This window comes from Psychrobacter immobilis, assembly GCF_904846175.1.
GTDB lineage: Bacteria > Pseudomonadota > Gammaproteobacteria > Pseudomonadales > Moraxellaceae > Psychrobacter > Psychrobacter immobilis_E.
The window spans coordinates 454,806-478,434 of record NZ_CAJGZM010000001.1; the positions used below are offsets into that span (position 1 = coordinate 454,806).

Annotated in this window: 15 protein-coding genes and 2 tRNA genes; 12 read left to right on the top strand and 5 right to left on the bottom strand. The window is 42.3% G+C overall.

The window, feature by feature from the left end; all coding sequences use genetic code 11:
* Positions 1-124 precede the first annotated feature (124 nt).
* From metG to JMW39_RS01875, 5 genes are all read left to right on the top strand, one after another.
* Positions 125-2,230 carry a methionine--tRNA ligase gene (gene metG / locus JMW39_RS01855; RefSeq protein ID WP_201543258.1) on the top strand — a complete coding sequence of 702 codons (2,106 nt, stop codon included), beginning with the start codon at positions 125-127 and terminating at the stop codon, positions 2,228-2,230.
* A gap of 306 nt (positions 2,231-2,536) precedes the next feature.
* Complete coding sequence (locus tag JMW39_RS01860) at positions 2,537-3,586, top strand: ABC transporter substrate-binding protein (RefSeq protein ID WP_201543523.1); 1,050 nt, start codon at positions 2,537-2,539, stop codon at positions 3,584-3,586.
* A gap of 114 nt (positions 3,587-3,700) precedes the next feature.
* The gene (locus JMW39_RS01865; protein ID WP_201543260.1) at positions 3,701-4,729 is read left to right on the top strand and encodes an ABC transporter substrate-binding protein; all 1,029 of its coding nucleotides are present in this window, start codon (positions 3,701-3,703) and stop codon (positions 4,727-4,729) included.
* Positions 4,730-5,104: 375 nt separating this feature from the next.
* On the top strand, positions 5,105-6,004 hold the full coding sequence (locus JMW39_RS01870) for an ABC transporter permease (protein WP_149489802.1): 900 nt from the start codon (positions 5,105-5,107) through the stop codon (positions 6,002-6,004).
* Positions 6,005-6,035: 31 nt separating this feature from the next.
* The gene (locus tag JMW39_RS01875; protein ID WP_201543262.1) at positions 6,036-6,830 is read left to right on the top strand and encodes an ABC transporter ATP-binding protein; all 795 of its coding nucleotides are present in this window, start codon (positions 6,036-6,038) and stop codon (positions 6,828-6,830) included.
* 90 nt (positions 6,831-6,920) lie between these two features.
* Here the strand turns inward: JMW39_RS01875 and JMW39_RS01880 are convergent, their stop codons facing one another.
* On the bottom strand, positions 6,921-7,574 hold the full coding sequence (locus JMW39_RS01880; RefSeq protein ID WP_201543264.1) for a response regulator transcription factor: 654 nt from the start codon (positions 7,572-7,574) through the stop codon (positions 6,921-6,923).
* Positions 7,575-7,679: 105 nt separating this feature from the next.
* On the bottom strand, positions 7,680-9,869 hold the full coding sequence (locus tag JMW39_RS01885; protein ID WP_201543266.1) for a PhnD/SsuA/transferrin family substrate-binding protein: 2,190 nt from the start codon (positions 9,867-9,869) through the stop codon (positions 7,680-7,682).
* Between the two features lie 242 nt (positions 9,870-10,111).
* Here JMW39_RS01885 and JMW39_RS01890 point away from each other — a divergent pair, with 242 nt between their 5' ends.
* The 7 genes from JMW39_RS01890 to JMW39_RS01920 all read left to right on the top strand — a co-directional run bounded on the left by JMW39_RS01890 (position 10,112) and on the right by JMW39_RS01920 (position 18,115).
* On the top strand, positions 10,112-11,488 hold the full coding sequence (locus JMW39_RS01890) for a cytochrome c (protein ID WP_227679130.1): 1,377 nt from the start codon (positions 10,112-10,114) through the stop codon (positions 11,486-11,488).
* Positions 11,488-12,456, top strand: a complete 969-nt coding sequence (locus JMW39_RS01895) for a c-type cytochrome (protein ID WP_265088429.1) — start codon at positions 11,488-11,490, stop codon at positions 12,454-12,456. The genes JMW39_RS01890 and JMW39_RS01895 overlap by 1 nt, the downstream gene beginning before the upstream one ends.
* A gap of 201 nt (positions 12,457-12,657) precedes the next feature.
* A complete protein-coding gene (locus JMW39_RS01900; RefSeq protein WP_201543271.1) occupies positions 12,658-15,051 on the top strand; it encodes an FdhF/YdeP family oxidoreductase in 2,394 nt (797 codons plus the stop codon).
* 132 nt (positions 15,052-15,183) lie between these two features.
* Positions 15,184-16,134, top strand: coding sequence for a formate dehydrogenase accessory sulfurtransferase FdhD (locus JMW39_RS01905; RefSeq protein WP_201543525.1), 951 nt, complete (start codon positions 15,184-15,186; stop codon positions 16,132-16,134).
* Positions 16,135-16,402: 268 nt separating this feature from the next.
* Positions 16,403-16,476: transfer RNA gene (locus tag JMW39_RS01910), tRNA-Cys, on the top strand.
* 122 nt (positions 16,477-16,598) lie between these two features.
* Positions 16,599-16,685, top strand: a tRNA-Leu gene (locus tag JMW39_RS01915).
* An 842-nt stretch (positions 16,686-17,527) separates the two neighbouring features.
* Entirely contained in the window at positions 17,528-18,115 is a 588-nt protein-coding gene (locus JMW39_RS01920; protein ID WP_201543273.1) for a hypothetical protein, read from the top strand.
* Positions 18,116-18,562: 447 nt separating this feature from the next.
* Here the strand turns inward: JMW39_RS01920 and JMW39_RS01925 are convergent, their stop codons facing one another.
* From JMW39_RS01925 to JMW39_RS01935, 3 genes are all read right to left on the bottom strand, one after another.
* Entirely contained in the window at positions 18,563-19,021 is a 459-nt protein-coding gene (locus tag JMW39_RS01925; protein ID WP_201543275.1) for a hypothetical protein, read from the bottom strand.
* A 175-nt stretch (positions 19,022-19,196) separates the two neighbouring features.
* Positions 19,197-19,826 (bottom strand): hypothetical protein, encoded by a 630-nt coding sequence (locus JMW39_RS01930; RefSeq protein WP_201543277.1) that lies wholly within the window; start codon positions 19,824-19,826, stop codon positions 19,197-19,199.
* A gap of 1,088 nt (positions 19,827-20,914) precedes the next feature.
* On the bottom strand, positions 20,915-23,587 hold the full coding sequence (locus JMW39_RS01935; protein WP_201543279.1) for a DUF927 domain-containing protein: 2,673 nt from the start codon (positions 23,585-23,587) through the stop codon (positions 20,915-20,917).
* Positions 23,588-23,629: the final 42 nt, after the last annotated feature.

The window sequence follows — 23,629 nt, forward strand, 5'->3', positions numbered from 1 at the left end:
TCTTATAAGTTTTTAGACGTTTTTAGCATTGATAATCTAATGTTGATAATATCGCGCCCGCTCATCATATAGCGCTTGAGACGTTTGATAACCAACCCGTTTATATAAAAATATAGGTGATTTTGTGCGTGAGATTCTAGTAACCAGTGCGCTGCCCTACGCCAATGGCCATATCCATTTGGGGCATCTTGTAGAATACATTCAAACCGACATTTGGGTACGCGCCATGAAAGCGCAAGGTCATCAGGTTACCTATGTTTGCGCAGATGACGCTCATGGTACTGCGATTATGCTCAAAGCAGAAGCCAATGGCGTTACCCCAGAAGAGCAAATCGCCTCGGTAAAAGCCTCACATGAAGCTGACTTTGCCAAATTTTTGATTAACTTTGACAACTATCACAGCACGCACTCAGAAGAAAACAGACATTTCTCTGAGCTGATTTATCGCAGGCTGAGCAGTGCTGGACATATCTCAACCCGCGACGTCAAACAACTTTTTGACCCTGAAAAGCAGCTGTTTTTAGCCGATCGTTTTGTTAAAGGAACTTGCCCTGAGTGTGATTCCCCTGACCAATACGGTGATAACTGCGAAGTGTGCGGTACCACCTATGATGCGACCGATCTTAAAGACCCGCACTCAACGTTATCTGATGCCACGCCAATTCTGAAAACTTCAAAGCATTATTTCTTTGATTTGCCTGAGTTTGAGCAATTCTTAAAAGATTGGACGCGTAGTGACAATCGCTTGCAAGTATCGGTTGCCAATAAACTGCAAGAATGGTTCGACGCTGGCTTAACTAGCTGGGATATCTCGCGTGATGCGCCTTATTTTGGCTTTCAGATTCCAGATACCCCAAGCGATGAGCCAGACAAATACTTCTATGTATGGCTAGATGCGCCAGTCGGTTATATGGCAAGCTTTAAAAACCTATGCGATAAGCGCGAAGGTACAGACCAAGCGCTTGATTTCGACCGTTATTGGCTGCAAGAAAACGAGAACAAGACCGAGGTTTATCACTTCATCGGTAAAGACATCGTTTACTTCCATGCGCTGTTTTGGCCAGCCATGCTAGCCGGTAGTGAATTCCGTACGCCAACGGGTGTCTTCGCGCATGGATTCTTGATGGTCAATGGCGAGAAAATGAGTAAGTCACGCGGCACCTTTATTAAGGCCGAAACTTACGCGGATCATCTGCATCCTGAATACTTGCGTTATTATTTTGCCAGCAAGCTGTCTGACAAAGTCGAGGATATTAACCTTGATTTAGAAGACTTTATGCAAAAAGTCAACTCTGACTTGGTTGGTAAAGTGGTCAATATCGCCAGTCGCAGTGCGGGCTTCTTAGTGAAGAAATACGACGGTATGCTGTCTGAGGTTTGCGTAGAGTCAGAATTATTAGAAGACATTACTAAGACTGGTGATGAAATTGCAGCCGCTTATGAGAATCGTGAGTTCTCGCGTGCGATGCGCTTGATCATGCAATGTGCCGACAAGGCCAACGAATATATCGATGGTAAAAAGCCTTGGTCGCTGGCTAAACAAGAAGGTACTGAGCAAGAAGTTCAAGACGTCTGCTCGGTCGCCATTAACATCTTCCGCCAATTAATGGTCTATCTTGCGCCCGTATTGCCTGAGCTAACGGCCAATGCCAAAGAGTTCTTAAACATTGAAGATTTGAGTTTTGCTAGCCGTAATGAGTGGTTACTTGGTCATAAAATCAATAAATTTAAACCTTTGATGCAGCGTATCGAAGAAAAAGACGTTGCAGCAATGATTGAAGACTCAAAAGCTTCATTGACGCAAGCAGATGCTCCTACTGCTAACGCCGATAGCAAACCAGCAGCGGTAAACACTCAGCAAGCAGAAAAAGCTGATACTGATACAAATGCTGAGCAAACTGACTATATCAGCATCGAAGACTTTGCTAAAGTTGAGATGAAAGTCGCTCACGTCTTAGCCTGTAATTATGTCGAAGGTGCCGATAAGCTTTTACAATTTACCTTGGACGTTGGCGAAGACAAACCCCGTAATGTCTTTAGCGGTATCCGTAAGTTTTATGAGCCTGAGCAATTACTGGATAAAAAGGTGATTTGCGTCACCAATCTTGCGCCGCGTAAGATGAAATTTGGTGTCTCAGAAGGGATGGTGTTATCAACGGGCAATCCAAAAACTCAGCTAACGGTAGTGACATTACCGGATAACTGCGTCATTGGTGATGTGCTCGCTTAGATGTTGTACTTATAGAATAAAAAAGATGCTTTCATGGCATCTTTTTTATTGCCTGAAATTCATTAGTGATTAAGTATAAAAAGTATGCACGAAAAATAAAATCATAAACAAAAATCTGTCCGTATTAACCTTTATAAAATCAATGACAAATGCGTTTTATTTTCTTATTGCCATAAGTTACATTACTGTCATAATATGGACGTAATGATCAATGGATTGATTACCATAATGTTCGCCCGTTATCTCAGCATGCACATAACATTGACTCGGGTAACCTGCATTTTTTAACCTATGAGCCAAAATAAAATGACCTTTGCCACTACTTTACGCCTTAGCCTGTGCGGCGCTGCTATTAGCGCTGCGCTTGGACTAACCGCCTGCTCTAATAATGCTACTGACCCTGCGGTCAACGCTGATGATAGCGCGACTAACGATAAGCCTGCCAAAACCTTGGCCATCACTCAGATTGTCGAACATCCTTCTTTAGACGAGATGCGCCGTGGCATTATTGATGAGTTGGCTGAAAATGGCTACGTAGAAGGGCAAAACCTAACCGTTAATTTCCAAAGTGCGCAAGGTAATACCGCAACTGCTGGGCAAATTGCCAAGCAGTTTGCTGGGGACAATCCGGATGCCATCGTCGCAATCTCAACACCTTCTGCCCAATCAATCGTTGCGTCGACCAAAACCGTTCCCGTTATTTATACTGCCATCTCAGATCCTGTAGCAGCGAAACTTATTGACGAAAATGATGTGCCCATCCAAACTAATGTGACTGGTCTATCAAGCGAATTACCCATCGAGCCACAGTTAGACAACATTCAAAAAATTGTGCCCAATGTAAAAACCATTGGTTATGTTTATAGTCCAGGCGAAGCCAACTCTGTGGTGGTACTTAAACAACTTGAAAAAGCAGCGCCAGCACGCGGACTTAAGATATTGAGCGTCACCGCTAATCGCCCTACCGACGTTGCGATGGCGACTCGTAGTCTTGCAGGGAAGGTAGAGGTCATTTATACCTCACTGGACAATAACGTGGTCTCTGCTTTTGAAGCCATGGCAAGTGCGGCTAATGAGCTTGATATTCCAGTCATTGCCTCAGATGAATTTAGTGTCAGACGCGGTGCGACTGCGGCGCTTGGTGTTAATGATTATGATTTTGGTCGTACCACGGGCAAAATGGTTTATCGAGTATTAAACGGTGAAGCCACAAAAGATATCGCACCACAAGTGATGAATACGTTAACGCTATACGTCAGCCCAAAACATGCCGCTGAACAAGGTACTAGCCTATCAGCAGAGTTACTTAAGAACGCTATTAATGTCGATCAAGAAGCAAAAAAAACCAGTAAGTAGTCACTAGTAAACAGTAATAAATAGAAAGACCGTGATTAACAAGCAGTCAGCGCTACCCTTTATTTATCTTTTATATAATGTACGGACACATTATTATTCTCAGGAGTCAGACCCATGTTGTATCAAAATCGTTTTGCTAAAGCTTTACTATGGGGCGGTGTTTGCACCGCTATCTTGACCGGCTGTAACAAGCCAGCACAAGACGCCAACACCACTGACGGCGCTGCAACTGGTGGTGATGCCAAAGCCGCCATGAAAACGGTCGCTATTACTGCGATTGTTGAGCATCCAGCACTCGATGACGTGCGTAAAGGCGTTATCGATGAATTAAATGACGCCGGCTTTAAAGAAGGCGAGAATCTAACCATCAATTTCCAAAGCGCCCAAGGTAATACTGCGACTGCTGGTCAGATTGCCAAGCAATTCGTCGCTGATGCACCAGACGTTATTGTTGCCATTGCAACACCATCGGCACAGTCTGTTGCCGCCTCTACCAGCACCATTCCGATGGTATTCTCAGCAGTGACAGACCCTGTAGCGGCTAAACTGGTCTCTAAGCTTGATGGTTCTGGTACCAACGTCACTGGCGCCTCTGATGCTCTGCCTTATGCACCGCAAATCGATTTGATGCGCCAAATCATCCCAAGCTTAAAAAACGTCGGTTATGTTTATAGTCCAGGCGAAGTTAACTCAACCATCGTCTTAAAAGCGCTGAAAGATAACCTAACCCCATTGGGTATCAAGGTACATGAAGCGCCTGCGCAGCGTAGTAACGATATCGCGATGGCCGCCCGCAGTCTTGAAGGTAAAGTCGATATGATTTATACCTCAACAGATAACAACGTCGTCTCAGCTTATGAGTCACTGTACCAAATCGCTAAAGAAAGTAAAATTCCATTGATTGCGTCTGATACCAGCTCTGTTGAGCGCGGTGCCGTTGCTGCTTTGGGGGTCAACTATTACGATTTGGGCCGCGAAACTGGTAAAATCGTCACTCGCATTTTAAACGGTGAAAAAGCGGGCGCTATCCCTGTTTATACGCCGCAATCACTTGATTTATATGTCAGTCCAAAAAACGCGAAAGCCGAAGGCATTACTTTGCCACAAGCGGTTATCGATAAAGCAAAAGTAGTGGTAGAATAACTGTGACTTCTGGTATCTAATCTATAGACGGTAATTTTTGTCAATTATCGTTTTGGTTGATTTGATACCGCTATTTATTTAGCGAAGACAACACCCAGCTATCAGTCATTAGGCTGGGCTTGTTTTTTTAAAGGCTTTAAATGAGCAAAACTTACAGTTATCCATAGTAGCGATAAGTTTTGCTTTACCCTAGCTGCAGATAATCCAATCTGTTAAATTCACCGCTTCGTCGTTTGGTTAAAATGGCTACTAGATAACGTGACATGCTTACATTGCGACCTTGGTATATTGGTAACAGTGAATGCCGCCCGTCTCTTTCACTCACTTATCTTGCTATGATTGATTAAATGCTTGGTTATGACTTACTGATCTCTTATGTCTTTAATTGCTTTTTTTGGTGCGCTTGAAAGTGGTCTGATTTATGGCCTAGTGGCGCTTGGCGTCCTAATCTCATTTCGTACCCTCGACTTTCCGGATTTAACCGCTGACGGTAGTTTTCCGTTGGGTGGCGCTGTCGCTGGTATTTCTATCATTGCTGGTATTAATCCTTGGCTTGCTTGCGCCTTTGGTATGCTAGCAGGGTCAGTCGCCGGTATTGTCACCGCATGGCTACACGTCAAACTGGGCATTTTGCAATTACTTGCCAGTATCCTAGTGATGGTTGCCTTATATTCTGTCAATCTGCGGATTATGGGTGCGCCAAACTTGCCGCTGTTGGGTGAAACCACGGTATTTAGTACCTTGGTCAATGATGGCAATGGTTACTGGATGCGCTGTCTGATTATTGGTATCGTCGTGCTGGTTGCCATGTTATTTTTAAATTGGTTTTATAGTACTGAAACCGGTCTTTCGATGCGGGCAACTGGCTCAAACCTACGTATGGCACAAGCGCAAGGTATCAACACCTCATGGATGACCATCATAGGTATGGCAATCTCTAACGGTTTGATTGCTCTAGCAGGTGCACTGTTTGTGCAGACGCAAGGTGGCGCAGATATTTCGATCGGTATCGGTACGATCGTCATTGGTCTGGCAGCAGTCATCATCGGTGAGACCATCATTCCTGCCAAACGTATTTGGCTGATTACCTTTGCTGTGGTTGTCGGTGCGGTGTTGTACAAGCTGTTTATTCAGGTTGCTTTATCGAGCGACACGCTTCGTAGTATTGGTTTTGGTCCACAAGATTTAAACTTGATTACAGCGCTGCTCGTGGTATTGGCCTTGGTATTGCCCAAAGCTAAAAATAAATTTTTAAGTCGTAAAGTTCGGGCTTAATGTCAATGTGCAACCATAAGGAATAATTATTATGATGCAAGCTACAGATTTGCGGTTGACCTTTAATCCTGGAACGCCCATTGAAAACCCTGCACTACGTGGTATCAATCTCAATATCGCCGATGGTGAATTTGTCACTGTCATCGGTACCAATGGCGCCGGTAAATCAACCTTTTTAAATGCAGTCAGTGGCACCACACGCGTCGATAGCGGTTCAATCTTATTAAACGGCATTGACGTCACCAAAAAGACCGCACATCAACGCGCTCATTGGGTGGCTCGTGTATTCCAAGACCCAATGGCTGGGACTTGTGAAGCATTAACCATTGAAGAAAATATGGCGCTTGCCTATAAGCGCGGCGGCAAACGTGGTTTAAAATTTGCCCTAAACCAGAATAACCGTGATTTATTTCGCGAAAAACTATCGGTATTAAAACTGGGTCTAGAAAATCGTCTGACTGACCGTATGGGATTATTATCGGGTGGTCAGCGTCAAGCAGTTAGTCTGCTGATGGCATCATTGCAGCCGTCTAAGATTCTACTGCTTGATGAGCATACGGCTGCCCTTGATCCTAAAACGGCGGCGTTTGTTTTAGAGTTAACCGATAAAATCGTAACAGACAATCAGCTTACAACGATGATGGTCACGCATTCGATGCAGCAAGCGTTAGCCCATGGCACGCGTACTGTGATGCTTCATCAAGGGCAAGTGGTATTAGACGTATCTGGCGATATTCGTAAAGGCATGAATGTGCATGATTTACTTGATATGTTTGAGCAAACCCGCGGTGAAAAAGTCGAAGATGATAGTTTGATATTAAGCTAAATCATTTAGCAAAATACTTTGAATTTTAAAAGATAAAACGCCTCTTTAATAGCAGGCGTTTTTTTATGATTATGGTAATAATTCCACACTCTAGACTTCAAGCAACATCAATTTTTGCACCAGTTCACTGACATGCTGCGATTGCATTTTTTTCATCACTTGTGAACGATGCACTTCGACCGTTCGTACGGACACATCTAAATGATCGGCGATATTTTTATTCAGATTTCCTTCTAATAACTCATTAGCGACCTGTTTTTCTTTATCGGTCAGCTGCGCATAAAGCTTTTTAATACTATAAAGTTGAGCACGTTTGAGTGTTAATGCTTGAGCGCGCTCAATCGCTTCTTGTAGACGGTAACTATTAATCGGTTTTTCGAGATAATCCGCCGCGCCTTGTTTGAGCATATTGACGGCATCAGCAATCTCACCCTTGCCAGTCAATGCAATAAGCGCTATCGGACTGTCATGTTGATTGAGATGTGCTTGCAGTGCCTGACCGCTCATTTCTGGCATCATCAAATCACTAACCACTACTGCTGGGTGATAGATATCGACTTGCTGTAAAAACATCAGCGCACTTGACCATACTTGGGTCGGCAATCCCAAGCTGCTAATCAAAAAATCACATGATATACGCACGCTTTCTTCATCGTCGATGATATGAATCAGTAGAGGGTCACCACTGTTATCAACTGGCGTTTGCCATTCTGAGCGCTTATCTGAATTATTCTGAGCATTCATACGCAACCTTATGATTAATTTAATTTGCAAAGTTTATAAATGCTTGGTTGTTGATAACTCTCTCTTGCTCACTTTCGCTTTTGCTTACTGTCTCTTTTAATAGCTTTATTTCTCCGCATTATCAGCCAAATGTAACGGCAGATAAAAAGACACTTGCGCGCCTACCCTATTTACTAATGGATAAATGTTATCAGTTTTCATCAAGCGCACTTGACCATTTAATGACCGCTTAAAACGTTGCTGATAACCGTCTAACGCTTGTATGGTGTTTAGCTCCTGCTGCACTTCGATATTGCTAAGCTGCATCATACCGCCAAGTGACTCACAAAGCCGCTGGCATATCATCAAACCCAAGCCTAAACCATTTTCTTTGGTTGATTTGGTGGCGTAATGATTGGGTAGACGCTGCTGTGATTGTCTCTCAACTAACTGCTTATTACCAACTAACTGTTTATGATCAAGCAACTGCATCTCATTAAAGCCGCCCGCATCATCGGTCATATGCAATACTATATAGGATTTGCCATTATAATCTTCTGCCTGACAGCGTAACATTATTTGCGTCGCCCCTTGCTGCTCGGCATTGACCATGCTGTTAATAAATAACTGGTCAAGAACTAGGCTTGGTAACTGCATCGATCGATAGTCACTCGCTAGCCAAAAACCAATACCTAAAGCCTTTTCACCGAGTAGCAACACACACTGCTCATAGGTCGTTGCGATATCTACCCTCACTTCATCCGGCTGAGAGCGCCCTGCCCAGCGCCGAATATTACTGATGACAGCCGCGACCCGTTCGGTTTCATTGACAATTTGCTGCAATGCACTTTCTGTCGCTTGTTTGTCTGTTGCTTGTTTATCAGTCAGGGACTTTGCTAGCGCAGTCAAATTATTTACAGCGTCTTTATTTAACCCTATATCATCTTGACTGCGTTGATTGCTTTGACTGCTTTGACTGCGAATAAGTAAGCCTTGAGCATAATTTTGAATGGTCGCCAGCGGCTGATTGATTTCATGGGCAATTGAACCACTCATCTCACCGATAACAGCGAAGCGTTCTGATTGACGTAGCTGCCGGTCATAATCGCGAATCAGTTGATTTTGCAGAGTGATTTTTTGCCGTCGTCGCCATGCTAGCCAGCTCATCCACGCGTAATTCACCGTTGATATCAGTATAATTAAAACAATAACGGCCATCCACAATCGATGCGCCTTGACCCAGTCGACCATATGCGCGCCAAGCTGCTTTTGGGCGGGATGACGATTCATATCATAAAGGATACGTTCAGCATCGCTACTCGATTCAGGTGGTAGCCAGCGCTGTCCTATTCCTAACAACGCTTGCTCTGATTGACTCGTACCAAATAAATTTTGATTAATTTGCCGAATTAAGGCAGCAGGTGCTTGCTCGGTCGCCGCCAATGTCCAATTTGGATATATCGGCGTGGAAGATTGGCAGCTAGAAGCGGTCGCCACAGGGTGAATAAGACGGTATTGTTTCTCACTAATCTTCCCTTGCCGTGCCATCTCTTCCATCAAGCAAAGCGGCGCAATCGCTGCATCTACGCTGCCACTCGCCAATGCATGTAATGTGCGCTCAATAGGATAGCCGACAAACTGGGTCTGATAACGATTGGACGGTACGCCGTTTTGTTGTAATAAATGCGCGACCAGTAGATAACCACCAAATGCCTCGGCATCCACGGCAGCAATTTTACGCTGCTGCAAATCTTGTAACTGATAAATACCGCTGTCTGCCTTTACCCAAAGCGCACTGGCGACCTCTTCCATGGCGCTGGGTTCTTTTAAATGCTTATCCTGAGTCAGTTTATTAAACTCATTGGCTAGATTAACCGTTGCCGAAAATTGCTTATCAGCGGTTTTACTGAAACCTTTTTCATTAAAGTTTTTACTATTGATATCAGCAGGCGCATTCAATTGAGCGAGTGCTGTCTCAGCTTGCAAGGTCGCAAGCCAGCGCCAATGAGTGGTATTCATTTTAATCAGTTGTACTTGCGGTCCAAGCACTAGAGCAAACTGCTGTGCTTCGATTTCCTGCTGCCAATTTTCTAACGCCAGCGGCACCAAGACCACTGTGTCCTCTTGCAGTTGCTCATTAAGCTGATTAAGCCACGGTTGCCAACGCTCTTGCGCCACCGTTTCACCTTGCGGTGCCAGCACGCCCAAATAGTAGGTTTGTGCATTGGCGCTGCCTAGCATTAACCAAGCAAAGGACGCTACAACGATAATAAAATAAGCATTCAAGGTAGCCCAGACTTTAGACTTTTTATCCATAAACCTAGCCTTGCATTTGAGCTATCAAACATTCATTATAAATGAAAACCTTAATTATAATGTGGTTTTCCACAATATCGCAATATTACCCGCCAGTTTATACTAGATGATAATCGTGTAACTTTTAATTCGCTAAGCTTAAATCCCAAATATTTAATTTCAATATGGATATCTCATAGTCCTCATAAAATAGTGATGATAAATGAGAAGCTTAGTAAAAATATCTTATGGAGGGCAGGCTTATGAAAAAGTGGCCATTAATCATTATTATGGTAGCCATTGTCGGGCTAATTTTAGCGTTTATCATTGGGCAAATACTGCCTAATATGCGCACGACTAGCAGTGACATTGAAGTTAATATCACTGACCCTGCCCTTATTAAACAAGGGGAATACGTCGCGCGTACCGCTGACTGTGTCGCCTGCCATACGACGCTTGACGGTGAAACTTATGCCGGCGGCCTGCCTATGCTGACGCCACTAGGTGCCATTTATTCAACCAATATTACCCCTGATAAAGAAACCGGTATTGGTCAGTATACCTTTACTGACTTTAAAAATGCCGTTAAGCATGGCGTCCGTCGTGATAATAAAGCCCTTTACCCTGCGATGCCCTACCCGTCTTATCAGCTCATGCCAGATGAAGATTTGGCCGCGATGTACGCCTTTTTTATGTCTGACGTCAAACCTGTCAAGCAAGCCAATTTAAAAAGTGAGTTACCACCGGTGGCAAATTGGCGCTGGCCTTTGGCTTACTGGCAAGCACTGTTTGATCCAAAACGTGACTTTGTCGCTGAAAGTGATGATGCAATATTGACCCGTGGACAGTATTTAATTGAAGGTCCTGGTCACTGCGGCTCTTGTCATACTGGGCGCGGTATCGGTTTCCAAGAAATCGCCTTAAACAATGCCGACTCAGAAGAATATTTGAGCGGTGCGGTCATCGATGGCTGGCGTGCTAAAAGTATTCGCGGTGAGCATCGCGGTTTGGCTACGTGGACCGTTGCAGAATTAAATGATTTCTTTAAAACCGGTCGCACTGACACCACAGCTGCCTTTGGCGCCATGGCCGAAGTGGTCGAGCACAGCACGCAATATATGACAGACTATGATATCAACGCCATGTCATCTTATCTAAAAACACTGTCTCCTGCACCAAACAAAGAAAAAACCTTGCCAGCGAAAAAAGACATTACTACGCAAAAACTGCTTGATGGCAACTATGATTCGCGCGGCTCAATTCTGTATGCCGAGTATTGCCAAGTTTGTCACCGTGCTGATGGTAAAGGTGTGCCGCGTATTTTCCCTGCCCTTGATGGCAATAGTGCGGTATATGCTAAAAATGCTGACTCGGTACTACAAATCACCTTGAGCGGTGGCCGCATGCCCGAAACTCCGCACGACCGCATGGCCTTTACCATGCCTGAATTTATCAACCTGAGTGATGCGGATGTGGCAGAAGTGGTCAACTATGTACGTAATAGCTGGACCAACCAAGCGCCTGAAATTGGTGTTGATGATGTGGTAAAAATGCGCGCTTTCCTCGCCAAAAAACCAAAAACCAGTACCGATATTGCCCCAGACTTAAGTATTGATACGCAAACAAAAGGAGCAAAATAATGAAAAACTCTCCACTCAACTTGCCTACTATTGCTCGCGTTATCTCTGAAAAAATAACAATGGGTAATTTCACCACCACTATCCTCACTGCTTCAGCGCTTAGTATCGCTGCTATCAGTAGTGGCTGCTCACAACCCGAGCCAGTTGAGCAAAACGCTCCTCAATATGGCTTAGTCACCGCTGATGATGCCAACGAAGACATTGGCACTTATGTATTGCCGCAAGACACCTCTATCCTAGATGAGCCGAATGCTGATGAGATCTTTTATGGTAAGCGCTTATTAAATGAAACCAAGCGCTTACTGCCCGAGCATGTTGGCGCGCAAATGAACTGTAATAGCTGTCATATCTCGCAAGGTAAAATCCCCCTTGGCGACCCCTATATCAACAGTTATAACTTCTATCCGCGGGTGATGCCTCGTGCTGGTAAAGAAGTCGATTTGACCAAACGCATTAACGGCTGTTTCCAGCGCTCAATGAATGGCAAACCATTAAAACCTGAATCCCCTGAAATGCTGGCAATGTTGGCCTATATGAAGTGGCTGTCACAAAATACGCCAAAAGAGCAAAAGGTCGATATTCAAAATGCCGGTAAAGTGGATGAATCTTTGGTCGGTAATCCTGTACGCGGTGAAAAAATCTACCAAGTACAATGTGCCACTTGTCATGGTGACAATGGCGAAGGCATGAAAGACAGTCGCGGTGATATTGTTTTCCCGCCATTATGGGGCGATGAATCCTTTAACATTGGCGCCGGGTTAGCACGCACTTATAAAGCCGCAGCTTTTGTGAAATATAATATGCCGATGGGTATTCAAACCAAAGGTTTATGGGGTCATGGCAACGTGCTCAGCGACCAAGACGCGATCGATGTCGCTGAATTTTTCACCCATCAACCACGTCCTGACTTTGCGGGTACAGTAAACGACTGGCCAAACGGCAACAAACCTAAAGATGCTCGTTATTAAATGATGTAGCACACCGAAACATCATTAATGGCAATTTTATTTATAGAAAAAACCTCAAACGCATGAATTGCTTTGAGGTTTTTTGTTATCTATAGTTAATGATACTAAAAAATTTTGGCTAGCCACTATATAGTAGTGCTTAATGCAATTATTTTTATTATAGCCATACTTACTTATCGCCATTCGCTTATGAGGTCCGTCATGCGCAAAATTCCTGTTTATGCCCACCCTGCCGCTGGTTGGCCAGCTTTGATTGCATCTACTCGTAAGCTAATGGATTACAAAGCATTTATGCGTGGTAGTGTCAGCGTCTTACATAGCAATCAGCCTAAGGGCGGCTTTGACTGTGCGGGCTGTGCATGGCCTGACCATAAAACACATAAAACGATCGATGTTTGTGAAAACGGTATCAAAGTCATTGCTAGTGAAACCATGAATCAACGTGCGGATGCAGCATTTTTCGCCAGACATAGCGTATCAGAACTACAAGGCTGGTCAGGATACGAGCTTGAGCACAGCGGACGCTTATCAGAGCCATTATATTATGATGCGGCGCAAGACCGTTACGTCGCGATTTCTTGGCAGGCAGCTTATGACCATATCGCTGATACGTTAAAAAATCTTGATTCGCCAGATGAAGCCTTATTTTACACCTCAGGGCGCGTGACCAATGAGCCTGCTTTTATGTTTCAGCTGTTTGTGCGCTGTTTTGGCACCAATAATTTACCAGATTGCTCCAATATGTGTCACGAGCCAACATCAGTGATGCTCGGTAAACAATTAGGCGTCGGTAAAGCCACCGTAGTTTTGGAAGATTTTGAGCAGGCGAAATTGATTATGCTATTTGGGCAAAATCCTGCGACCAATCATCCGCGTATGCTTGAAATGCTAGCGCACGCGCATAAGCAAGGCTGCCGTATTATCTCTATCAATCCGATGCGCGAGCAAGGTTTGAGCAAGTTTAGAAATCCGCAAAAACCAACCCATATGGCTGCAGGACAAAGCGATGAGATGGTCGATGAGGTCATTCAAATTCAAATCGGTGGTGATGTCGCGCTCTTGACTGGTTTGGCCAAATGGCTGACCAAAAACGGTAAAATCAACAATGATTTTATCGAGCAGCACACGTCAGGTTATGACGCGTTAGATACTTGGTTACGTCAGCAGTCTTGGACAGATGTAGAGCTTGGCTGCGGCATTAGTAAAGCAGAAATTATTAACCTTGCTAAGCTCGTCGCTGACAGCCCTGCTACTATCTGTACGTGGGGCATGGGCATTACCCAACATGTCCAAGGTGAAGATAATGTTGCCATGATTACCAATTTACTGCTACTGATGGGTATGATTGGTGTCGATGGTGCAGGCGCCTCACCGGTTCGAGGTCACTCCAACGTACAGGGTGACCGTACTATGGGAATCCATGAGCGTCCTAAACAAAGCCTACTTGATAGCCTTGAGCGCGTGTTTAAGCGCCCTATGCCGCAAGAAGATGGGCTTGATGTCATCGCTGGGGCGAAAGCATTGATGCAGGGTAAGCTTAAAGCTTTTATCAGTATGGGCGGTAATTACGCCGTGGCCGCACCTGATAAAAGTGCGATTCAAACTGCCTTAACCACTACCCAGCTTAATGTTTTTATCGGCACCAAACTTAATGAAACCATGCTATATCCGGGTGCACATAACCTTATCTTGCCATGTATAGGACGCACTGAACGCCTGATAACCGCTAAAGGCGAGCAGTTTGCGACGATTGAAGACTCTATGTGCCAGGTTGTGCCCACGCAAGGGCGTTTAAAGCCTATCAGTGATGAGTTAAAGTCTGAGGCACAAATTGTGGCCGATATGGCAACCCACGTGCTTGGTTCTGATTCGTCCATTCCGTGGCAGACCATGAGTAGCGACTTCGATATCATCCGTAATTATATCGCCCAAGCTATTGAAGGCTTTGAGAACTTTAACGATCGTATTCGTGAAAACGAGCGCGGTTTTCATTTGTACCATCCTGCACGTCATCGCGTTTGGAATACCGATAGTGGCAAAGCCCAATTTGAAGTGCCACAATATCCCATTACTTATGTCGCAGCACAAATGGCAGAAACCACATCCAGCTATCAAAGCAATATTAAAAATAATGCTTCTAAAGATAGTAGTTTTGAAGCCAATAGTTTTGAAAACAGTAATCTTAAAAATAGCAATGTAGAAGAAATTGCCGAGCAAAAAGTATGGCAGCTAACCAGCGTCCGCAGTCATGATCAATTTAATACCATGATTTTTGGCCATCAAGACCGCTATCGTCAAACCAACCGCCGCGATGTGTTATTTATGCATCCCGATGAAATCAAGCGTTTAGGTTGGCAAAAAGGCGATAGTGTCATGGTATCGCGGCAAGACAGTCAAGATGAACGGCGCACCTTAGGCCCTTTAATACTTACTGAGATGGATATCGCCGCCAACGCGGTGGCAACCTATTATCCTGAATGTAATGACCTTATCGACTTAGACAGTCATGCGCCCGACTCAAGGACACCCGCTTATAAGTCCGTCACGGTTGTCTTGCAGCGCGTTAATGAAAGCAAACTAGCAGCCAGCGCTTAATAAGGATGGTTTGATTAAAGTCATGGTTAAAAAATAATGGTCAGTAAAAACAACTTAGCGACCGTAGAAGCTTTGGTAAATCGCTCAGCGGTTGGTTTAGAAAATAATGCTACTAACACTGCTGAGCCAATAATGGATACGCAGACAGTACCATTATCGCGTCTACATTTGGTACAAAAACATGCTTATTTATCTACATCAAATGTGTCTTATGAAGCTCCAGAAATGGAGATTGATGATAAATCAGCGATGCTAGCAGTAGAAGCAGCCGTTGCGATTGTCATTAATGGCATCCATTACGCTATATTGATGGCAAGCCCCTATCAGCTTGAATACCTTGCCATTGGTTTTCTATATAGCGAAGGATTGATTCATCACAGTCATGAATTATTAGATTGGGAGGTAACGCAACTGACCGATGTTGCCAGTTATCAGAGATTTACCCATGATTTAACGGATGACTTACTTAACGAAAAAACTGGATTTGAACAATTTTCAGCACAGTTGCAAGACTACGATGTGTATGTAGTAGAGTTGGTCTTAAATCAGCGCTGTCATCAGCGTATTCAAGCGCAAAGACGTCAGCTGGCAGGACGTACAGGCTGCGGTATGTGCGGTATTACAGGGCTTTCGCAAGCCCTTCCCGATTTAAGTAATTATTTATCATCAAGCTTAGCACAAGACAGAAAACCAGTACAATTAGCTATTCCTAATCTGAATTATTTATTACAAGTACGACAAAATATTGACGCTGCGCAACATACCCATCAGTTGACTGGTGCAGCACATGCCGCAGCCACCATGCAAGGCAATGATTTATATTTATTTGAGGACGTTGGGCGCCATAACGCGCTTGATAAACTCATCGGTTGGCAATTGCGTAATAAAGCAGAGATGACATGCGTGGTGATGACCTCGCGGCTGTCTATTGAGCTAGTACAAAAATCCATTCGTAGCCGTATTCCTTGGTTAGTAGGAATGTCGGCACCGACCAGTACTGCGGTACGCGTCGCTAAACGCTATGGCTTGGGGCTAGCTGGGTTTTTACGTGATGACAGAGTCACTTACTATACAGGCTACTAAATCCTTTAAGACACCAATCTATGCGTTTTCTATGCGTTTTCTATGCGTTTTCTATGCGTTTTCTATGCGTTTTCTATGCGTTTTCTATGCTTGGCAGTATATTCTTTAATCGCGTAATCAATGTTGCCTTTATCTTAGCAATAACGCATTAATACTTTAATAACGACTAGTTTATAGCCAAATACCGAAAAATTAGTGAATAAGCTGCCTTTAACTAAAAAATGACTTGTAATTTAAATTATTTTTGTTAATATAGGCATCCTTGATTGGCTGGGTGGCAGAGTGGTCATGCAGCGGACTGCAACTCCGTTAACGCCGGTTCGATTCCGACCTCAGCCTCCAATTATTTAGGTTAAAATTTATTAGTATTACGTTAATTTTAGCTTGCTTTATTAACGAAAATGCTTATAATAGCGACCACTATCTAACAAGTAGAAAGCTTACTTTTAGATAATACAAGTTTTGCCCGGGTGGTGAAATTGGTAGACACAAGGGATTTAAAATCCCTCGCTAGTAATAGCGTGCCGGTTCAAGTCCGGCTCCGGGTACCATTTTATTAAAAGGCTTCCAAGCAATTGGAAGCCTTTTTCTTATTCTAGGGTTTTTTATTCTTAACTCCCTTATTTATTCTTATAAAAAATATTTTAAGAAAATAGCACTTTTCTTGTCTTTGCAAACCCACTAGATAGGTTAATCATCACTCTATTCTCATTAGAATTTCACATTCTGAACTTATTACTAAATTTAAACCAAAAAAAATCCGACCACATTAAGTGATCGGATTTTTAATATTTGGTGGAGATGGCGGAAACTAAACTATACACTTAAGATTTTGATTTATATAACTATCTTAATTTAATAATAAGACGATACCAACCACAATACCAACAATCGTTTTTGATTTTGCTGTTATTCAATGTTCACCTCATCAACTAAATATTATTTTGTAATTGTTTGCGCTGTCTGTCAGTTCAACATGATTATAAGAGTATTATTTGATAAAAACTTAATATGCGCGATTGAAATAGCTATTTGGGGTCGTGCAATATCGTGCACAATTCGCGCAAATATCATGTATTTCAACTTATAAACCGCAAGCTAATTAATATTATTTAAGCTAGTAAAGTGTATAACGGCTATAGCTTTTAGCCATGTTGATATGACTTTTTTAAATCTAATTTATTGAAGTCCATAATAGCGCAGCGAAGATCTAGTGAGTAAGTCATGGTCTTTATGATAACAATTGGGTTTGATAATTAGTTTATAACACTTTTAAATGGGCTTGATTATAGTATAGAAAAATTATACTTTTAACGGATTTTTGTTTGCTTATTGATATTTTCGTGATATTATTTTAAATAATTAATTTAGCTTTTACTTTTTGTGGTTTATTATGAATAGAATTTTTGGACAACTTTATAAGAAAAAAAACTCACAAACACATCCCAACTCAGATTATTTTTTTTTCCAAGTTTTAAATGATTTCTCACCCTCACCATACTTTTACTGGTGGGGAAATTTTTTATTTGTCATTTTCTATTATTTTGCTTTTAACATATTTAACTTAAATACAAAAATTACATTTTTATCAAAGAACAATAATCTTTCTAAGACAAATTACGTAATTAATGATAGTTTCACATTTTTTATAATATTTACGATTATAGCATTATCTTCTTTTACCGTCTTTAAAGGTCTAAATAATCATACCAAAAATAAAATACGAGATGGCAAAAAATGGGCTCAAACAGGAGAGTTTAGTGTTTCTTCAATGGAACTTCAAAGTTTAAGAAGACCGATGGGATTATTGTTGTTTTTTGTCTATCTAGCGATTCCATTCTTACTATTTAGGGATTTACCTCTAAAAGAATTTTGGCAAAACTTCATAAGTAATAGTTTAGGAAATTTTTTATTTTTAGAAGTAATATATATCACTATTTTAACTATCTTCACGGCATACTTAATTTCTAAGGAGTTCTGAAATGTCTTGTATAGTCATTTCAAAATAAAAGTGTTATGACTGGGACAAATATCATAAAAAAACTTGGATAAATCATTCTTCATCCAGCCTTGACGTAAAAACTTTGCTTGCGCCCATTCTTTTCGATAGGGTTTAGGTCAGGACTATAAGGCGACTATGCAATGCCTACAAACGTAAAGCCCAGAACAATACAGCATGCCTATGCGCTTACTACATGATGGACATGCCCACCAGTACCGATAGCCGCCATAATTGCAGCGCGCCTTTAGCAGTTTGATGCTATAGCGGTATGTATTGCCCTTATATTGATAGCTCATTGCTACGTTGTAGGCTTCTTTACCTTGTAGCTGCTTACGGTAGGCTTTAATGTCTAGCTGTGCGTAGTCACTAAGGCTATAAGTATTGGCAGTGGGCGGCATAGATATTCTTAAGTTAAATAAGCTGGTATCAGTCTAAAAGCCCTAGTTTTGAAATGCATGGTTCATTTCCATCTAACTTACAACCATACATAAGGTTGCCGCTGCTATCTAGTTGAGCTATTGCATTTTTTCCAATGACTGAGTAATAGCCTTTACTTTCATGTACGGGCATCATTGAGCTATACATACCTTCATATATTACGTAAGCAGGAGTGTTTTTTGGTATTGCCATAATAGTTGTATAACCGCTAGGGTTAATTGTGATATTTTCGAGTGTGGAATTTGCACCAACAAAATCAAAATACAGTTCCCCTATGAATGGAGTTTTTGATTGTACTTGGTCAGATATTGCAATTTGGGCAGCAGCATCAATCTCTGCTTTTGCTTGTGCAAAATAGTCAATACTAGCGTTTGCTACTCCAAATGAACAAGTTATTAAAATTATCACACATGTTAGAAAGGATAGTTTTCGGTTCAATGATTTCATATTTTCAGCTACCTTATTTTTTCAAATACAATCACTACATAGGTTATCTAAATCATTAAACAAGTTTGATTTGCACTATCGTAGCTTGTTCATTTACCACTAAGTCAGTAAAGGCTTAATGGTAAATGATGTATTGTTTATATCGTTGGAAACGGGTCAATTATGAATGGTTTCATTATTTTTTAATTGCACTTTTTGTTTTACCAATAAAATTTTTATCAACTAATTTCCATTTATAGTTATCAGGACTATTATCGTGAGTTAACTTATATTTATAACGATTTGCGGGGAAGTTGTTACCTGCATCATCTCCTTCATTACTATAGTCAGATGCAGTAATAACGAAAACACCATTATCATATTTAACATCTTCGATAAACCTATCGTTTATCTGATAAGTTTCACTATTAACATCATCTAATATGTTCATTTGATTAACTAAGAAAGGACGGTTTTCGCTATGCCTTGAAAAAGAGGTTAAATAATAGCTATATGTACCACTGCCACCATTACAGCCAACATCACCACCCCAAAGAATAATATACTCAAATCCTAACTTACCCTTATTATCATAATCTTCAGTATCTTCTATCAAATAAATATCTTTAATTGTAGTTCTATACTTTCCGTTATCCTTTGAAAAAGTAGTGCTGCAAGCTACCGACTCTGCATATTTAGTTGCTTGAGATAAAACTTCATATTTTTCTTTAATGGGTGGTTTAGCATATGCTGTATAAGATAAAGTTGATAGAGCAATAAATGCTCCTATAGCCTTGATCGTTAGAGAGTTGTCAAACGAATTCATATAGCTTTCTCCGAAAGTGGTTCTATTAATTAATAGTAAAATTTAAGTATGTGTAGCAATATTTACGACTTTGTAAACTGATGGTAACAAAATAAAAGCGCACAAGAAACTTGGAAGCCTAGTTTTTCAAAAAATTATGTAAAAGGATTGAACTAAAAATCGTTTAATTCTTTTTTATGGACTCGCAAAACTATCGTCATGCGTGCGCGTTACTGTTGCATAAACCTACCCCATTATGGACTCCAAGTATTATCTTAATGGCTCTTTTATGGACTCCGAAAAGTACCCTTGTATGGACTCCAAGAACCTACCCCAGCACTTTTATAACAGTCCGAAAAATTACCCCTCTAAGATTTCCAAAAACTCCTTTTTTCTATTGCTCAAAAACCCTGTAATTGGTGTTTGCCTCGCGTGCGCGCGCGATACTTGTCCATTAATTAGCTAAGCCCTTATGCTGCATAGCTTTGTGACATTTGCAATGATGAGTGATTGCTTTTTCGATGTTAGCATTTGTTAACATTGGGCGGCGTGTGATTTGGTTTTGAATGTAAGGTTTTATCAGGTTTTGAATAACAAGTTTTGACAAGTCGGCGGCTGTATTAATCGGCTTTGAATGTACGGTTTTGTAAGGTTATAACCTTGTGGTGTTCTTGGGGTGATAGGTGCTGCCAGTAATGAAATGAATGTGAGGTTTTGTGAGGTTCTAACGTGTCCGAAAACTACCCTTTGCATGAGATAAGTCCAAAACTGGACGCATCTAAAAACTAGGGGTAACCTCATGTTTTGAGTGCTGCCAATGTAATCTTTTATCAACATGCGGCGCGGTTTTTGTTTATCTAAAACCTTAGGGAAACCTTAGGTTATTGAGCATTATAAAAAGGCTTGGTTTGTCCAATTAATGCTACTTATTCAGTTTTAAACCTTAACAATACTTAACAGGTCAATAGAGTAATAGCAGTCCAAAACCATGACTTTGATAACGGTAAGGTTACGGTAAGGGTTAGTAATTCAGGTTTCAACATTTCTCAACATCAGGCAATAAAAAAGGCAGACGATAAACGCCTACCCTTTGTTAAATCATTAATGAATTATGAATAATCTATTTCACTGCTAAACGGTGGTATTTCATTATCAGGATCAATTACACCCTGTTTTGTTGTACCTTGCTTTTTAGTGGCGGACAAGGCGGACAAGGCGGACAGTTCATCTACTTGTGGCTCACTGTGTCCGCTGTGTCCGCGTGTGTCCCTTTGGCTGTGGACAGCCTCTAACCCTTGCCCTATATGGTGTGTCCGCTGTGTCCGCGCTGTCCCTGCGCTTTTATCAGTTTCATAACTTAGTATGTCGCTTTTGATGGCATAAACACGCGTACGGGCTTTGGGGTTCTTTGCTGTTGGTGCTGGGACTCTAAACGTCTTTTTGTTGGTTTCATTGGTAATTAGCAGACCAGCATCATCTAATACTTGCGTTACTTTTTTAAGCTCATACGGTGTGCATACCTCTTTTTCAAATGCATTGATATAAAAATAGTAATCATCGCTGCCTTGCTTACGATAGCCAACACGGTTAGTTACTTTTTGCTCACTATCAGCATAAAAAGACTTCTCACATGGTTGAAAGCGACTACTACCATGCAGTTCAATAAATGCTTGAATATGTTTAATGATTTGGCGCTGTTCGTGTTCACCATCACGCCCATAGTTATCAAGCCAATTATCTAAGCATGTCATAACGGCTGTGGTTGCTTGTCCTGCTTGCCAGCCTGTAATGCTTGCACCTGTTGCCATCTCACCAGCGGCGGCAACAATAGCGAAGCGTTTAGCCACTCTATGCGCTTGCGGTGCAAGGTCGCTATACTTACTCATAAAGTCACTGACAAGCTGCCTAGCGGTGGCTGTGGTCGCTGCTTTGTCATTGGTGATATGTTCTAGCCATGCTGTGCCAGCTACACCATAGTAAGTGTGTGATAACTCCTTGATCCTATCGGCTTGTGCTGCGCCTGTGTCTGCCAGTACCAAACTATCAAACGTCTTTAAACCTTGACCAGCATCAGCATCTATATGCGCTACTCGCACCTCAATACCTGCATTCGTTTTCTGTCCTGCTTGTGCCATGAAGTTCTGTAATGACTCCTCACCATTAGATAAGAAAATAATGCGCCATGTCTTAGCAGTGCGGTTATGCCCTGTGGTGGTGCTTCTACCTTTGCCTTTGCCATTAGCCAACATGTAAACGCTGTTACCTACTATCCGTGGATCGCATTCGCTGATTTCATCAAGTGGTAGAAAACTGTCGTTATGCTCGCTTGCTGTGCCCTCTAAGGCATTATCAGTGCTGCGCCATGTCTTAGTATAGCTGTCAGGCTTGCCCCATACGCTAGACGCTGTTTTAAGTGATAATGACTTGCCCATGCTTGATGATCCTAAAAGGTGAAAGCCGCCCCCGTCATCATCTAACATTTCAAGTAATTGACCAGCAAACGCGCAAGCAATAGAGAAAACAAAACGGCTTTGATCTGCTAGTGGTTTGCATAGGTCATCACGCCATTGGGCTAATGTCCCTTGCTGGGCTATGGTGCTATTGATTGCATTGGCAGACTGATAGACGATTAACTGCTTACCATCGCCGCCTATTGCGCCATCAGGTAATATATATTGCCCATCATGCCAGCCTAGCTTATCCACGCATAGCGCCCGTTTATGAATAGGATAGTCCTGAATATAAGTGTCTAGATAATTGCGCTGTTTGCCGTTGGTGGTAATGTTCAATCCTTGACTGGCTAGCTCTCTACGATACTCACGGGCATCACCTTGTAGCAGTGATAACGGCATTGACCACGTATGTAGCACACCATCATCATCACGCCATTGCAGTAACCGCCCCCATGTACCGCTGCTTGTGTCCCGTGTCTTTGCGATAACCTCAATCGGTGAACAAACAAACGCCTTAAACTTAAAGGTTATGTTTGCTGGGTCGTCATCGTTATATTTCACAAAAAACAGTCCGTCATGGTATAGCTCAAAACGTCCATCAGCATGAATCATTGGCTCATTCAGCTGTGGATCATCGCGCCATTCAGGATAGTAAGCAGTGTCTTTTAAGTTGATTAGCTGGGTGTCATCAGCTGCCAGTATTGCCTCATAGCTATGACTGGCATGTAGCATTGTGACAATATCAGCCACAGTGACCAATGCCCTAGCATTCACACCTGCCAATAGGTTTATCATGCCTTTGTTATCTATGGTCATTGGTACGGTTAGCAGTGATCCGCTACTCCAATGCTGCACCATCTTTTTAAAGCATTGCTTTGTCTTTTGAGGGCTGATAATAAAAGTTGTTTTGTCGTCTGCCATACACTGATAAGCATCTATGCCATTATCTAAATCATCAAAAGCGATTATCTCATTCGCTTTGTTAGTGTCACCAATGACGATAGCACCATACCCTGTAGGATCAATAACAATGGGCTTAGTCTTGCTGTTTGGTGTGTAGAATACCGCGCCTACAATATCGCCTTGTTTATCGGTCAATCGTAGGGCTATCGTGCCAGCTGTCGGTACTACTGACGCGTCATTTGTAGTAAGATCATCAGTAACGCTTAACAAGCTATTGGGCGGTAGTAGGTCAAATAGTTTAAGCAATAGCTTATCGTTTGCCAGTCCTTGCCGTGTGACTGCATCAAAACTATTCATTACCACTGTAAAGCCTGTGCTAAATGCACGGGCTTTTTGATGGCTGTCTGTTTGTGGTGTGGTGGTCATCTGTTCCCCCTTGCTTTCGACTGGTTCGGCTGGCGTGTGGCT

Excerpts from the sequence above, each read along its gene's own strand:
- JMW39_RS01860 (WP_201543523.1), top strand. The coding sequence starts at position 2,537 with ATGACCTTTGCCACTACTTTACGCCTTAGCCTGTGCGGCGCTGCTATT.
- JMW39_RS01865 (WP_201543260.1), top strand. The coding sequence starts at position 3,701 with ATGTTGTATCAAAATCGTTTTGCTAAAGCTTTACTATGGGGCGGTGTT.
- JMW39_RS01870 (WP_149489802.1), top strand. The coding sequence starts at position 5,105 with ATGTCTTTAATTGCTTTTTTTGGTGCGCTTGAAAGTGGTCTGATTTAT.
- JMW39_RS01875 (WP_201543262.1), top strand. The coding sequence starts at position 6,036 with ATGATGCAAGCTACAGATTTGCGGTTGACCTTTAATCCTGGAACGCCC.
- JMW39_RS01880 (WP_201543264.1), bottom strand. The coding sequence starts at position 7,574 with ATGAATGCTCAGAATAATTCAGATAAGCGCTCAGAATGGCAAACGCCA.
- JMW39_RS01885 (WP_201543266.1), bottom strand. The coding sequence starts at position 9,869 with ATGGATAAAAAGTCTAAAGTCTGGGCTACCTTGAATGCTTATTTTATT.
- JMW39_RS01890 (WP_227679130.1), top strand. The coding sequence starts at position 10,112 with ATGAAAAAGTGGCCATTAATCATTATTATGGTAGCCATTGTCGGGCTA.
- JMW39_RS01895 (WP_265088429.1), top strand. The coding sequence starts at position 11,488 with ATGAAAAACTCTCCACTCAACTTGCCTACTATTGCTCGCGTTATCTCT.
- JMW39_RS01900 (WP_201543271.1), top strand. The coding sequence starts at position 12,658 with ATGCGCAAAATTCCTGTTTATGCCCACCCTGCCGCTGGTTGGCCAGCT.
- JMW39_RS01905 (WP_201543525.1), top strand. The coding sequence starts at position 15,184 with ATGGATACGCAGACAGTACCATTATCGCGTCTACATTTGGTACAAAAA.
- JMW39_RS01920 (WP_201543273.1), top strand. The coding sequence starts at position 17,528 with ATGAATAGAATTTTTGGACAACTTTATAAGAAAAAAAACTCACAAACA.
- JMW39_RS01925 (WP_201543275.1), bottom strand. The coding sequence starts at position 19,021 with ATGAAATCATTGAACCGAAAACTATCCTTTCTAACATGTGTGATAATT.
- JMW39_RS01930 (WP_201543277.1), bottom strand. The coding sequence starts at position 19,826 with ATGAATTCGTTTGACAACTCTCTAACGATCAAGGCTATAGGAGCATTT.
- JMW39_RS01935 (WP_201543279.1), bottom strand. The coding sequence starts at position 23,587 with ATGACCACCACACCACAAACAGACAGCCATCAAAAAGCCCGTGCATTT.